Source organism: Sphingobacterium wenxiniae (assembly GCF_900116225.1).
GTDB classification, from domain to species: domain Bacteria; phylum Bacteroidota; class Bacteroidia; order Sphingobacteriales; family Sphingobacteriaceae; genus Sphingobacterium; species Sphingobacterium wenxiniae.
Genome location: NZ_FOZZ01000009.1, coordinates 43,857 through 58,335, shown reverse-complemented (window position 1 = coordinate 58,335; position 14,479 = coordinate 43,857). Strand labels below are relative to the sequence as shown.

Sequence of the window (14,479 nt, the reverse complement as noted above, 5' to 3'; positions counted from 1 at the left end):
ACAGCGAAGTCGATAAGCATTAAGCAATGGCTATCGTTGCTACGGAGATTTTGCAATCTGCCATTTTCTGTAATATCTCTGCTGCGGAGGCCATTGTAGCGCCTGTTGTCAGCACATCGTCCACCAACAGGATATGCTTCCCCTCCAACGTTTTTGGATTCGCACAAGTAAACACATTTTCCATATTATCAAAGCGCTCCATTCCCTGCTTTTTCGTCTGGCTTTCCGTATGTACAACCCTAATCAGGCTCATGCTATCCATAGGCAAACCCATTGCGTCAGCAATCCCTTTCGCAATATCCGCGCTTTGATTATATCCTCGTTGCTGTTTCTTTTTCTTATGCAAAGGGATAGGTACAATCAGCTCAACTTCTTTAAAAAACGGAGATTCCAATAATTTTTTACCAAAAGCCACACCAAGATAATAGCCTACAGCACGATTACCTTTATATTTCAGATCATGCACAATCGTCTGTACCAAAGACGATTTCGTAAACGACAGATACGATGCTGCCATAATTATGTCCGTCTTTCCCCAAAATCGCTTCACGGCATCATTGACAGCAAAAAGATGATGATCATTTATTGGCAGATGAAACAGACAGGTGGCACATAATGTATTTTCTTGATGCAAAAGCGGTGTTTTACATGCTACACAAAGCGGAGGAAAAAACAATCCTAGGAGGTACTCTTTATATCTTTTGACAGTTCCAGAAACATTCATAAACTACTGATCTCCTTTCCTCAGTGCAAGATACAGAATCTCCACAGGATGTTTGGCAAGTTCTCCCACACCTTCGAGGATTTGATGCCTACAGGAAGAGCCGGGCGCTGCCACGATTTGTTGCGTCTTCTTTGCTCGTACTGCCGGGTAAAGTACCAACTCACCAATAGCCTGTGAAACAGGGTAATGTTCCTTCTCATAGCCAAAAGAACCAGCCATTCCGCAACAGCCCGAAGGAATAATCTCAACCTGATGCCCAGCGGGAAAACGCAAGACATCCGCCACAATTTCCTGCAATCCCCAAGCTTTTTGCTGGCAATGTCCATGCAGCAGAATATCCTGCGGAGTATCGCCAAAAGCTTCTTTTTGGATTCTTCCGAATTGCATTTCCTGATGTAAAAACTCTTCTATCGTCAATGCATAACGTGCAACATGCTTCGCCTTGTCGATAAGCTGTTCATCTACCAAATCCACATATTCATCCCTAAAGCTCAAAATCGTCGAAGGCTCCACTGCAACCAGCAAAGCTTCTTCTCCCAACAATTCCGAGAAAGTCTGAACATTCTGGTTTGCCAACTTTTTGGCTTCTCTCAAAAAACCCTTGGAGAATAAAGCTCTACCACTATTCGCATGGGGAACATGCAGAACAGGATACCCCAACCGTTCCAACAGCAAAATAGCAAGTTTGCCTATCTCCACTTCCTGATAGTTGGTAAATTCATCAAAAAAGAAATAAACTGTTTTTCTGGATTTCGACAGGATGCTTGGCAAAGAACGTTTCCGAAACCATTTGAGTAGCGATTGTTTTGCCACATAGGGTATTTGGCGTTCTTGTGCAAAACCAAGGATAGATTTCATCCAACGGCTGGTTACACCATTAGAAATCAACCAATTGTAAAACCGCGGAACTGTAGACACATACTTCGTCATAATATCTACATGACCAATCATCCATGAACGGAAAGGCACGCCGTTGCTGTCATAATAAGCCTGCAAAAAATCAGCTTTTAATTTAGCCATATCCACACTAGATGGACATTCGGATTTGCAGCCTTTGCAGCTTAAACACAAATCCATAACCTCTTTGATCTCATCGTGATCAAAAGGATTCATCTTAGTAGAAGTGGTCAGCATCTCCCGCAATATATTGGCTCTCGCTCGCGTAGTGTCCTGCTCATTTCGGGTGGCCATATATGACGGGCACATCGTTCCTCCGCTTAATGCTGTTTTACGGCAATCGCCCGAACCGTTACATTGCTCGGCATGTTGCAGGATATTCTGCCCTGTATAGCGAAATACGGAAGGAACAATACGTTCTGTTCGTCCTGCTTCATACCGCAATGAGGTATGCATCGGAGGCGTATCCACAATCTTCCCTGGATTAAATATTCCAAACGGATCCCAAGTATCTTTAATTTCTTTTAGCAGTTGATAATTTTTCTCGCCTACCATCATGGCGATAAATTCGCCGCGCAAACGTCCATCTCCATGTTCGCCACTCAATGAGCCTCGGTATTTCTTGACCAGTTTGGCAATCTCTATGGCAATCGTCCGAAACTGTTTATTGCCTTCTTTGGTCTTTAAATTAATAATGGGCCGAAGATGCAGTTCTCCCGTTGCCGCGTGGGCATAATGCACCGAATACATGCCATATCGACGCAATATCTCGTTGAACTCCGTAATATAGGCTGGCAAATCTTGCACGGCGACCGCGGTATCTTCGATCACTGCGGCAGGCTTTTCATCTCCGGGAACATTGCTCAACAAGCCAAGTCCTGCTTTCCGTAAATCCCACACCCGCTTTTTGTCCGTTCCCAATACCAGAGGGAAAGCATACCCAAGCTCCTTTGCCCGCAGATCAGCTTCAACAAGCCCTACACACCTCCTAATATCGGCTTCATCCTGACCATCATATTCAATAACGAGAATCGCTCCAGGCTCTCCCTCCACAAAAAACCTGTTCCGCCTTTGTTCCATGTTGCTCTTGGTACATTCCAAAATATAATGATCCATGAGTTCAGAAACCAAAGGTCGGTGAGCCAAAGCAATAAGATTAGCCTGCAACGCCTCATCGACCGTATGAAAATGTACACAAAGCAAGCCCGAAGGGCGTTGTGGCAAATCCACCAAATTCAGCTTAATACTTTGGATAAAAGCTAGCGTTCCTTCCGAACCGCAAAGCAACGAGCAAAAGTTAAAGAGCGAACCTCCTGCTGTAAACGGATCCATTGCCAGCAGCATATCCACCGCATAGCCTGTATTTCGCCGCTCAATAGATGGTTTCGGAAATTCTCTACGGATTTCTTCCTGATTATTATAGTCGCTCAGCAAAGTACGAATATGCTTGTAGATTTTACCTTCCAGCGTAGGTAGCGCACATTTTTCACAAAAATCGGCAAACGACAATGCTCCGAAAGTTACCAACGAGCCATCGCTCAAAATAGCTTCGATTTCCAGGGTATGCTCACGGGTACTTTTATAGATAAGCGAGTTTGAACCACAGGAGTTATTTCCCACCATCCCTCCGATCATCGCCCGGTTGGCGGTAGAAGTTTCGGGACCAAAATAAAGTCCATGGGGTTTAAGGTATCGATTCAATTCGTCGCGAATAACTCCCGGCTGAACTTTCACCCACTTTTCCTTTTCATTCAGCTCTAAGATCTGGGTAAAATGTTTGGACACGTCCACCACAATTCCTTGTCCAACAACTTGCCCAGCAAGTGAAGTTCCTGCTGTACGGGGAATAAGTGAAGTCTGTTGTTCTCTAGCAAATTGAATAAGCTGCTGAATGTCTTCGACCGTCTTCGGGTAAGCGACCGCCAACGGTAATTCCCTATAGGCAGACGCATCAGTAGCGTACAGGATGCGCATCTTTTTATCAATAAAAAACTCCCCTGACAGGCTCGCGGCCAACTGTTTCAACGCCTCATCCATGCCTAATACTATCGTTTATTATTGCTTTCCCTTAATCTGCGAAGTATAGGTACTTTCAAAAATCTTATCTGCATTATTGGTTTCAAAGCCGTCTCGACGGTGTTCCGGTTTCAATTCTTTCTTAGGCATATTCTTAAACTGCGGCAATGGACTACGCTCAGCAAACTCGACATAACTTCCCGCGATTTCCAGTGTTCTTCCATCGGAGAAACGCGCATCATACAACGCCGATACCGTACTGCTTTGACGCAATAAACCATCTGCACTGGTTTTTATCTTACCTCCGGAGTTATTGAGTTTGACGCCGATACTTTCCAAGAAAGCGTTGAACTCTTCCAACGTATTATAGCCATCTTTAAGCTCGTGGATACTGATGGTATAATGGTTGAGATAATAACGATTATAGATTACCCAAGCAGCATACTCACTTTCTGCCAACAGCGTTTGATACTCCTCCGATGTAGGCAGATCCCACAATGGTTTTTGCAAAAAAGCAGCGACCTCCTCTCCATTGGACAGTTCTAAAGCGTCTACAGGGTCCGCAGTAATTGGGTCTGTATATTTTTTGATGATGACCTGCACTTGCTCACTCAAATCCTCGACACGCAATTCTGATACAAAAATCCGCGGATAGTGTGGGGCTGGTGGTGCATACCAATACGCATCTAATTTTTTTCCTTCAAAATAAAAGTAATCCTTCTTCCTATAACCATACGCCAAGAAAATCTTCTCAAAGGATTGGATACCAAGATATGACACACCCAGGGTACGAAAAGCAATATGATCGTTCACAATATCTTCTTGGGAAGAGATAACACCCTGCGTTAACAGACTGTTCGTGATTTTTGACACATCCGAAACATGCTGACGGTAATGTTCAAACAAGTCATTCAAGACAATATCCAAGGGGTTTTGCTCATCAAAATGCATAGCCTATATGTTTTAAGTTTATACAGCCTCATTGTGCATTATGAAATAAAAGTATCCTAATTGTCACTCTGAGCTTGTCGCTGTGCCTCGACTATGGCGAAGGAAGAGCGACATGTCTATCCTTCGACAGGCTCAGGATGACAAAAAAGGTGACATCTGCACAATGTGGTTATAGTAGGTATAAATTTAAGCAATCATTCAATAAAACAAAACAAATCAGAAAGAAAATTCGGACATTAATAAAAGATACTGAAGTAAATACAGTGTTAAAGCTCCTCCATCAATATTTTTTCCAATTCCTCAGGGCTGAGGTTCATATTAACATGTCCATCTTTTGCCAGAGAAATTTCGCCTGTTTCTTCCGAGACAATCACAGCAATAGCTTCCGATACTTCGGTCACACCGATAGCAGCCCGATGCCGAAGTCCGAACTGTGGCGGCAAATCTTCGCTGTCTGAAAGCGGAAGAACACTGCTTGCTGTCATAATCCTAAAGTCCACAATAATAACAGCGCCATCGTGCAAGGGACTATTCTTGAAAAAGATACTTTCCAGTAAGCGTTTCGAGATAGGGGCATCGATATATACCCCGCTGGATTGGTAATATTCTTCATCAAAATAACGTGAAAAAACCAGCAATGCTCCGGTTTTTGATTTTGACATGCTTCTGCAGGCATCGATAATAGGCCTTATCTGTTCGCCATTAGTGATTTGCGTTGTTTTCTTATTGCCAAAAATAGACCATAAAAACTTTTTACGCCGAATGGATACATTTTTCCCCACATGAATCAAAAATCGTCGGATTTCCTGCTGAAATACGACAATCAAAGCAATCGAACCAACAGAAATGAAGCCGCCAAAGATTTCGGTCAGCAGTCGCATCTCCATTTGCTTCACGACAAGATAGATACCGTAGAACAAACCTACCCCCAAAAGGATATTAACGGCTATAGTACCTTTAATCAGGCTGTAGATATAATAAATAATAATAGCCACCAGCAGGATGTCAATAACATCCAGCAGCCTAAAACCACTCAATATATCTAAATCAAATATGCCCATGTATGCTCTGCAATTTATGAAAAATACGGCAAGAATTTATTTTCATAAATTATTTTTGTTTATTTTTTTCTCTTAAAAAAGCTCTGGTTCAGCCTTTGGTTCAGAAGAACTGGAAACTTTGTAAATCTGAAACACTTCCTTCTTTCCTATTTTTAAGATACATTTGTATAGAAAGGAAAAGTCATGACAAAACTATCGGTAAACATCAATAAAATAGCGACCTTACGTAACTCTCGCGGAGGAAACGTACCCAATGTATTAGCTGCGGCATTAGCCTGTGAGCGCTTCGGGGCACAAGGAATCACGGTACACCCTCGTCCGGACGAAAGACATATCCGTTATCAGGATGTGTATGATTTAAAAGCGGAGCTGACGACAGAGTTCAACATTGAAGGGAACTGCGAAGAGGACAAATTCGTAGAATTGGTTCTTGCCAACAAACCAACCCAAGTCACATTGGTTCCCGATTCCTTGCAGCAGATTACCTCTAATCACGGTTGGGATACCATAAAGTATCGGGATTATTTAAGCGATATGGTAAAGCGCTTTCAAGATCAAGACATCCGTGTATCCATCTTTGTAGACCCCGACGAGGATATGGTGGAAGCTGCTGCTGAAACAGGAACGGATAGGGTAGAATTATATACGGAGGCTTATGCCACGGAATTTGGTTTTGATAGTGAAAAGGCGATTGCGTCTTATTTTAAAGCTGCTAAAAAAGCGCAGGAAGTGGGGTTAGGATTAAATGCAGGACACGATTTAGACTTGAATAACCTCAAATATTTCAACGAGCATATCCCAGGGCTATTAGAGGTCAGCATTGGACATGCACTTATAGCCGATGCCTTATACCTTGGTTTAGAAGAGACCATTAAACGGTATTTAGCGGCATTGAAAGCGTAATTAGATTTGCGAAAAGCGATATGCGTATTGAGATAAATAAAAAGACTTCCGAAGTTTTAAAAACTTCGGAAGTCTAAAATAACTTCACTATTTCTACTTAATTCCTTTAAAGATTCTATTCCAGCGAATCTTCGATAAGAAGGTGCCATCTTCGTCCCAACTCATCCACGTAAAGAGCGCTTTACCAACAATATGGTCTTCTGGTACAAAACCAAACTCCCTTGAGTCAGAAGAGTTATCCCGGTTATCTCCCATCATCCAATAATAGTTCATTTTTACCGTATAAGAATCTGTCTTTTGCCCGTTTATGTAAATGCCATCTTGTTTTTGCTCCAATGCATTGCCTTCATACACGGTAATTACACGCGCATATATCGGTAAAGTCTCTGCATTTAGAGTCACAACATCACCAGCTTTGGGCACTTGTAAAGGTCCAAAGTTATGGAAATCCCAGTTTCTGGCCTGATCGTGTGGAAAAGCTGACCCTGCGTTGTTATAAGGAATAACCTCTCGAACGCTCGACCATTGCTTCACCTCAGCAATTTCTTCCTCCGTCACATAAAACAAATAAGGCTCGGCAAGGGGTACACCTGTTTGCGGATCCTTTGCATATTCAAATCGCTTTTCTATTAAACGCTGTATATTCAATCCCGAACCGTCTGTATAAATAAGGTAGGCATGTTGTATATCATTCGAATCATAGCCCGAATCACCATTGATAAAGAGTTTCCCTTTTTTCATTTCAACAACATCTCCCGAAATAGCCACTGCGCGCTTAATGTAATTTTCACGTTTGTCGACAGGACGGTTATACGGTGCATCCGCCTCCATTGGAAAATTGAACACCACGACGTCATTACGTTTGATTTCCTGAAACCCCGGCAAACGCTTATATGGAATCTTTATCATTTCCGAATAGGCCTTACCACCTGTTAGGGGCATAGTGTGATGTGCAAATGGGAACGCCAAAGGTGTCATCGGAATACGTGGACCATAGTTCAATTTGCTGACAAAGAGAAAATCCCCAATCAATAAACGACGCTCCATAGAGCCGGTAGGAATCATATAAGCTTCAATAAGAAAACCGCGAATAAGCGACGCTGCTACTGTAGCGAAGATAATCGCATCTGCCCATTCCCTTGCAGTCGATTTATGATAAGGATATTTTTTCTTAAATTCCTCGGTATGCGATTGTCCAAGATATTTCACATTGGGATCTCTCCCCCATAATGGCAAATAGATAAATGGAAGCAATGTTGCTACAGCAGTTTCCCAGAATCTACGCTTACCAAAACTTTTCAGTAAGTCAAAATATAGCGCATAGAAGATAAAAATATTGACAATCGGTACCAATAAAAGAAACACCCACCAAGTAGGACGGGCAGTTAGTTGTGCCATCACATATTCCCTATAAAAAGGAACAATTGCTTCCCAGCCCTGCTTACCGGCCTTCTTAAACAATAGCCATAGTCCGTATAGCGAACCAAGAATAAATATTGCTAAAATAATATACCACATGTGTCAAATTTAAAAAGTAATTTCAAAAATAAGCGTCTCTCGTCAATATCCTGTTAACTTTTAGGTAAGTCGCCCTTTTTCATCGGTAAACCTTATATTACAATAGGCAAACCAACATCTATTTATTGTCTCTTCCTTAGTCTTTCTTCTTTGCTCTCTCTTCTCTTACCCTTACTTATCAAAGTCAAACATCTCTGTCACCTGATAGAAACCTTTCTTACCAAATAACCATTCAGCGGCAACAACAGCGCCCAAAGCAAAACCGGCACGACTATGCGCGGTGTGTTTGAACTCAATCTGGTCGACTTCCGAACTATACAATACCGTATGCGTACCCGGAACTTCCTCAATACGATGACTTTCAATCAAGAGTTCCTCTGGTTTGGGGATAAGCTCTGCACCTTCTCCGATAACATCATTTACCCAACCTGTCTTGCTATCGATCCCATCCAAAATTCCTTCTGCAATAGTAATAGCCGTACCACTCGGTGCATCCAGCTTATGGATATGGTGAATCTCTTCTACCTGTACATCATATTGCTTGTACGGATTCATGGCTTTCGCCAATAGCTTATTGATATGGAAGAAAATATTGACCCCGATACTGAAATTAGAACCGTACAAAAGTGCACGCTCGGCCTCTAAACAGGTTGCCTTTATATCTTCCAGATGCTCATACCACCCTGTTGTACCAACCACGATCGGTAAATCTGCCTCAAAACAAAGGCTTATATTACCAATAGCAGCAGCAGGTTCACTGAAGTCAATAGCAATATCATGTGCTGCCAAGTCGGCTGCAGTAATACTATCCCGATTGTCCTTGTCCACAATAAGAGAAACCTCATGTCCCCGTTTAACAGCAAATTTCTCAATCAGCTGTCCCATTTTTCCGTATCCAAGAAGAACTATTTTCATATGATTAACTGGTTATTTTACTTTAAACTCATGGTCAGTTTCACCCCAGGGGTGACATTATAACCATACATAAACGAAGAGCTGGCAGCTCCATATGTCGGCATCAAGGTTGGGGAGATTTTAAAGCTCATTCCCTCACCAATATCCCATCGGTTTTTCAACATAGAATCCACATACGCTTCTACCACGTTCAATCCCCACCATCCGACAGTGACTAAGATCGTTAAATCCCGATTTCGTCGCGCATAATCTTTTTGCCTGACCAACCCTTCCATATTATCAAATCCAAATAAATCGGGATCGGATTTGGTGCCGGCATTGGAAATACGGTAATCCAATTCGTTCAAAAACTTCTTATAGTACCACTGCCAATAATCAAAGACTAAATAACTTGTCACGAAACCACCATAGATTATCGGTACTTTTATCCACCAGAGCCCTTGATTCGTATATTGCCCCCAACCGGGCACAAAAGTAGATCTTCTCCACGCTACACGCGACAGACGTTCAATCTCCAATCGGGTTGAATCTTTCTGAATCCCTTTATAAAAATACTTTTCCCGTTCTTTTTCTGCCCGCTCACGCTCTTTTCGTTCTTTCCGGGTTTCTTGCCTGACAGTATCCTGCTGGGCTTTATTCAGAGAGTCCTGCAACGCTACCTGTGGGGCTGCTACCGTATCTACGCGAAGTGTATCTCTTTCCTGTGCGTGCACACACACAAAGCCCAATGAAACAAAAATGACAAGTAATAGTCTATACATTACCAATCTAATAATTCAAGGATACGGCTCAAATCGTCCTCGCTTTCAAAAGGAATTTCGATAGCTCCTTTACCTTTGGTGTTTTTCATGTTCAACCGAACACGGGTAGAAAACTTAGATGCTAAATCGTCTTCGATTTTTTGATATTGGAAATTCAACTGTTTCCCTACTTCGTGTTTCTTTGGTTTGGATTGTTGTTGAATATTACGTACCAATATCTCCGCCATCCGTACAGAAAGGCCTTTGTCGATAATCTCTTGATATACGAAAAGTTGTTTTTCCACCTCGCCGACATTAATCAATGCACGGGCATGCCCCATAGAAATTTTGCCATCACGAATGCCAGCTTGAATAACCGGTGGAAGTTTTAATAAGCGTAGATAATTCGTTACTGTAGAACGATTCTTACTCACACGTTCGCCCAGTTCCTCTTGTTTCAGGTTACACTCCTCAATCATACGCTGAAAGCTCAAAGCTACTTCGATAGCATTCAGATTTTCACGCTGTATGTTTTCAATAAGCGCCATCTCCAACATCTGCTGATCATTGGCCGTTCGCACATACGCAGGCACTTCTTCAATACCAGCCAACTTGGAGGCTCTGAGACGACGCTCTCCACTGATGAGCTGATATTCGTTTTTACTAACCTGACGCACCGTAATAGGCTGGATAAGCCCCTGTAGCTTGATGGAATCAGCAAGCTCTTGCAAAGCCTGTTCATCAAAATCTGTACGCGGCTGAAATGGGTTGACCGCAACTTGATTGACTTTGATAAAATTAATACTTCCAGCAGCAGCCGGAACATCCTCTTTTTGAACCGAAGTACTTGTATTTTTAGAGACTTGAATATCCTCGCTTTGCAACAAAGCGCCCAACCCTTTTCCTAATCCTGTTTTTCGCTGTAATGCCATATTAAACTGTTACTTGTTGAGAACTTGCCTCTACTAATCCGTTCTTCTGTAAGATTTCACGTGCCAGATTCAAGTAATTGACTGCTCCTTTACACGACGCATCGTGCATAATTACCGAAATACCGAAACTCGGCGCCTCACTCAGACGGGTGTTCCGCTGTATAATCGTATCAAATACCAACTCGCTGAAATGTGTACGCACTTCTTCCACAACTTGGTTGGAAAGACGTAAACGCACATCATACATCGTTAGAAGTATACCTTCAATTTCCAACCGTGTATTAAGTCTAGTTTGCACAATCTTGATGGTGTTCAACAACTTACCTAAACCTTCCAATGCAAAATATTCACATTGTACAGGAATAATTACCGAATCCGACCCCGTCAATGCATTAATTGTAATGAGTCCCAAAGAAGGCGAACAGTCAATGATGATAAAATCATAATCGTCCTTCACCTGTTCCAGCACCCGCTGCATCTTGAACTCTCGCTCATGCATATTTATCATCTCGATTTCTGCTCCGACCAAATCAATATGTGCCGGTAATAAATCCAAATTGGGAGTCTCTGTTGCTTGAATAGCCTCTCTCGGATCCAAGTCATTCACCAAGCATTCGTATATACTCGACTTAATAGCTCTTGGGTCAAAACCGATACCCGATGTAGAATTGGCCTGCGGATCGGCATCCACCAACAATGTCTTATGCTCCAAAACGGCCAAACTCGCCGCAAGGTTGATAGATGTTGTGGTCTTTCCTACACCGCCTTTTTGATTAGCAACCGCTATAATTTTTCCCATGAGATTGAATCTTATCTAAATCATAAAGCCAACATGCTGCAGCTCGCCAAAATTACCTCAAATTTACATTTCCGCTCATACAGAAACCTTTAAATGATGTTAAAATTAGTATTTTTGGCGAATACCCACAACATCCGACTAAGGTCGCTAAGTTACGAAAAAAATAGCGTATCCCTTTATACTGAATTTGGGGTTTTTACAACAACGTTGAGAATGAATTTAATCATTGCAGGAACAAATAGAGAAGACAGCAATTCCTTAAAAATTGCCAAATATTATCAGCAGGAATTAGAAAAAAAAGGTGGTGACTGGGAGGTGCTTTCCCTAACAGATTTACCTTCGAACATCATTTCCACAGACCTATACGGACAGCGGAGCGAGGCTTTCGCACCCATACAGGAAAAGGTATCCGAAGCTAAAAGTTTTGTATTCGTTATCCCCGAATACAATGGAAGCTTTCCTGGAGTTTTGAAAACTTTTGTGGATGCATGTGCTTTCCCTGCTTCATTTTATCACAAGAAGGCAGCTCTTGTAGGTGTTTCCAGTGGCAAATATGGCAATATTCGTGGCGTAGATCATTTTACAGGCGTTTGCAATTACCTACGTATGCATGTGCTACCATTGAAAATACACATCCCACTTGTTATCCAAGAACTAGACGAAGACGGTCAAATGGTAGATGATTTAACGAAGAAATTCGTGCAGGAACAGATCGAGGAAATTCATCGCTTTTAAGCATCGCCTTTAAGAATATTGTTGAGTAAGTCTTCTATCGATACGCGAAACCGCATATCATCAGGGTAGGTCTGGGCATCTGGCTTTTCTTTTTCGTAAAAAAAGATTTTCCATTTCCCATCATGATATTCTAATGCCGAAAGACTCTCTATCCAATCACCACTGTTCAAATAGGTGCATGTTCCTTTTTTGTTTCTCACCTCACGGATTTGTGGCTGATGTATATGCCCACAGACAACATAATCATAACCATTCTCAATAGCTAGCTCCGAAGCGGTTTCCTCGAAATCACTTATAAATTTCACGGCTTTTTTTACAGAATTTTTTATCCGGCGTGAAAGGGAATACTTTTCCCTTCCCATCTTCTCTAAGCCCCAATTTACCATATTATTGATACGGATAAGAGCGTCATAGCCCCATCCGCCTAATTTGGCCAACCATTTTGAATGTTGAATAGAGGCATCGAACACATCACCATGAAACACCCATGTCTTCTTCCCGTCTAAATCCAGCAGTAATCTATTGTTCAGCACAATATTACCAAACTGCATTTTACCGAATTTACGGAGCATCTCATCATGGTTTCCTGTAATATAAACCACTTCACAACCACCGTACGCCAAATCAAAAATATACTTCAACACTTGCAGATGCGAATCGGGGAAATAGTTCTTTCGAAATTGCCAAATATCCACAATATCTCCATTGAGAATAAGTTTCTTCGGATTGATGGAAGTTAAATAATGTAATAATTCTTTTGCCCGACAACCATATGTGCCTAAATGGATATCTGAAAGGACCACAATGTCAACAGCTCTTTTCATAAGCGTTTTTCCAAAGAAACACATTCGGTATTAATCCAATATTATCCTACAATTAAAAGATTATCAACTTTCAGTTCCGATGAACTTTTTATACATTTAACAGCACAACAACTATCGCACATGAGAATCATCGCACTATTTTTAATCTGCTTGCAATTGATTGCTTGCACAACAACAGAAAAGCAAAACACACTCTCCGCAACAGAGCAAGAGGAGAATTGGCAACTTTTGTTTGACGGGCAGTCACTCCAAGGATGGCACATCTACAACAAAGGCACGGTGGAGTCCAAATGGGTTGCCCATAATGGAGAATTGGTCTGCGACCCTAAAAAGAAAGAAAGTATCTTCGGAGATTTGGTAACGGACAAAACCTATCAGGATTTCGAGTTAAAATTAGAATGGAAAGTTAACAGAGGGGGTAATAGTGGGATTTTCGTCAACGTGATGGAAGACAGTATCTATGCCGCAACTTTTGCTACAGGTCTGGAAATGCAGCTATTGGATAATGAAAATGCGGAAAAAAGACATCAAATAGATTCTACGCATTGGGCTGGATGCCTCTATGCCGTTGACTGTATCGCCTCCAATTCCAAACCCCGACCTTACGGTCAATGGAACGAAAGCCGGATTGTACAGAAAAATGGAAAAGTAAGTTTTTGGCTGAACGGAAAATTAACTTTTGAACAAGAGACGCAGATAGAAAGCTTTCAGGAAATGGTTAAAAGCAGCGGAATGAAAGCCTATCCGGATTTCGCCAAATACCCTTCTGGTAAAATCGCTCTGCAAAACCATACGGATTCCATCGCGTTTCGGAATATTAAAATTCGGGAACTTTAAAGTTAAAGGATAATTTGCTATTTTTAACACCTGTATGGTCACTTTTGAAGAATTCTTCACAAAAAAGAAAATAGACTTATCGCGTTTAAAGGCCGATAATCAAGCTCTTTATCAAGAGTTTGCTGCTCATTATGCATTAATGGGGGAGAAAAGCTTTGACCATACCAAAAAATTTTGGTTCAACCGTCTGCGTAAAAACTACTTATTACCAGATGCTTCTGTAGAGAAAACACAGACACCAAATCAAGACGCTACCCTTGATATAGCCGTTACTTCGAATTCACCAGGTACAGAAACAGTGAAGCCGACAGGATTTAAACCAAGATTCAAAACTTCTGTGGTCAAAACGACTAATGAAGAAAAGCACAATGCAACAGACACTGACCTTGAAACTCCAAAGCCTATAGGGTTCAAGCCACGGTTTAAGCCAGCAGCAACTAATCCTACTGAACAAGAAGTTGAACAGAACACAGAAACGGAAGAACCAACGGCACAGCCGACAGGGTTTAAGCCAAGGTTCAAGGCAGGTATGACCAAAACTGCGGAACAACCGCAGCAACCAGAACCAAAATCCGAAGAGAAAACCCCGGAAGAAACGGCTACAAAACCTACAGGATTCAAGCCAAG

General features: G+C 41.9%; 14 protein-coding genes. 4 read left to right on the top strand and 10 right to left on the bottom strand.

All coding sequences use genetic code 11. From position 1 onward, the window contains the following. Positions 1-19: 19 nt before the first annotated feature. The 4 genes from BM375_RS12330 to cdaA all read right to left on the bottom strand — a co-directional run bounded on the left by BM375_RS12330 (position 20) and on the right by cdaA (position 5,649). Complete coding sequence (locus BM375_RS12330) at positions 20-517, bottom strand: ComF family protein (protein ID WP_170852660.1); 498 nt, start codon at positions 515-517, stop codon at positions 20-22. A gap of 210 nt (positions 518-727) precedes the next feature. After that, entirely contained in the window at positions 728-3,658 is a 2,931-nt protein-coding gene (locus tag BM375_RS12325; RefSeq protein WP_093366469.1) for an FAD-binding and (Fe-S)-binding domain-containing protein, read from the bottom strand. A gap of 18 nt (positions 3,659-3,676) precedes the next feature. Next, positions 3,677-4,588, bottom strand: coding sequence for a DUF1338 domain-containing protein (locus BM375_RS12320; protein WP_093366467.1), 912 nt, complete (start codon positions 4,586-4,588; stop codon positions 3,677-3,679). A 266-nt stretch (positions 4,589-4,854) separates the two neighbouring features. Next, positions 4,855-5,649 carry a diadenylate cyclase CdaA gene (gene cdaA, locus BM375_RS12315; RefSeq protein ID WP_093366466.1) on the bottom strand — a complete coding sequence of 265 codons (795 nt, stop codon included), beginning with the start codon at positions 5,647-5,649 and terminating at the stop codon, positions 4,855-4,857. Between the two features lie 183 nt (positions 5,650-5,832). Here cdaA and BM375_RS12310 point away from each other — a divergent pair, with 183 nt between their 5' ends. Then, positions 5,833-6,552: a pyridoxine 5'-phosphate synthase gene (locus BM375_RS12310; RefSeq protein ID WP_093366465.1), complete on the top strand. Its 720-nt coding sequence runs from the start codon at positions 5,833-5,835 to the stop codon at positions 6,550-6,552. Between the two features lie 93 nt (positions 6,553-6,645). Here BM375_RS12310 and lepB read toward each other — a convergent pair whose 3' ends face one another. The 5 genes from lepB to BM375_RS12285 all read right to left on the bottom strand — a co-directional run bounded on the left by lepB (position 6,646) and on the right by BM375_RS12285 (position 11,456). After that, the gene (gene lepB, locus BM375_RS12305) at positions 6,646-8,070 is read right to left on the bottom strand and encodes a signal peptidase I (RefSeq protein WP_093366463.1); all 1,425 of its coding nucleotides are present in this window, start codon (positions 8,068-8,070) and stop codon (positions 6,646-6,648) included. Positions 8,071-8,241: 171 nt separating this feature from the next. Further along, positions 8,242-8,985 carry a 4-hydroxy-tetrahydrodipicolinate reductase gene (dapB, locus tag BM375_RS12300; RefSeq protein WP_093366462.1) on the bottom strand — a complete coding sequence of 248 codons (744 nt, stop codon included), beginning with the start codon at positions 8,983-8,985 and terminating at the stop codon, positions 8,242-8,244. Positions 8,986-9,002: 17 nt separating this feature from the next. Then, positions 9,003-9,746 (bottom strand): DUF5683 domain-containing protein, encoded by a 744-nt coding sequence (locus BM375_RS12295; RefSeq protein WP_093366460.1) that lies wholly within the window; start codon positions 9,744-9,746, stop codon positions 9,003-9,005. After that, positions 9,746-10,657, bottom strand: coding sequence for a ParB/RepB/Spo0J family partition protein (locus BM375_RS12290; RefSeq protein WP_093366459.1), 912 nt, complete (start codon positions 10,655-10,657; stop codon positions 9,746-9,748). Before BM375_RS12290 ends, BM375_RS12295 begins: the two co-directional genes overlap by 1 nt. A gap of 1 nt (position 10,658) precedes the next feature. Beyond that, the gene (locus BM375_RS12285; RefSeq protein ID WP_093366458.1) at positions 10,659-11,456 is read right to left on the bottom strand and encodes a ParA family protein; all 798 of its coding nucleotides are present in this window, start codon (positions 11,454-11,456) and stop codon (positions 10,659-10,661) included. Between the two features lie 213 nt (positions 11,457-11,669). Between BM375_RS12285 and BM375_RS12280 the strand changes: the two genes are divergently transcribed. After that, positions 11,670-12,191, top strand: coding sequence for an NADPH-dependent FMN reductase (locus BM375_RS12280; protein ID WP_093366456.1), 522 nt, complete (start codon positions 11,670-11,672; stop codon positions 12,189-12,191). On the opposite strand, the gene BM375_RS12275 is transcribed toward BM375_RS12280, so the two are convergent. Further along, positions 12,188-13,015 (bottom strand): UDP-2,3-diacylglucosamine diphosphatase, encoded by an 828-nt coding sequence (locus tag BM375_RS12275; RefSeq protein ID WP_093366455.1) that lies wholly within the window; start codon positions 13,013-13,015, stop codon positions 12,188-12,190. The genes BM375_RS12280 and BM375_RS12275 overlap by 4 nt on opposite strands. A 120-nt stretch (positions 13,016-13,135) precedes the next feature. Between BM375_RS12275 and BM375_RS12270 the strand changes: the two genes are divergently transcribed. Together BM375_RS12270 and BM375_RS17210 are read left to right on the top strand one after the other, a co-directional pair. Then, positions 13,136-13,852 (top strand): 3-keto-disaccharide hydrolase, encoded by a 717-nt coding sequence (locus BM375_RS12270; RefSeq protein WP_093366454.1) that lies wholly within the window; start codon positions 13,136-13,138, stop codon positions 13,850-13,852. 34 nt (positions 13,853-13,886) lie between these two features. Beyond that, positions 13,887-14,479: hypothetical protein (locus tag BM375_RS17210; protein WP_170852659.1), on the top strand; the 593-nt coding region annotated here is incomplete at its 3' end.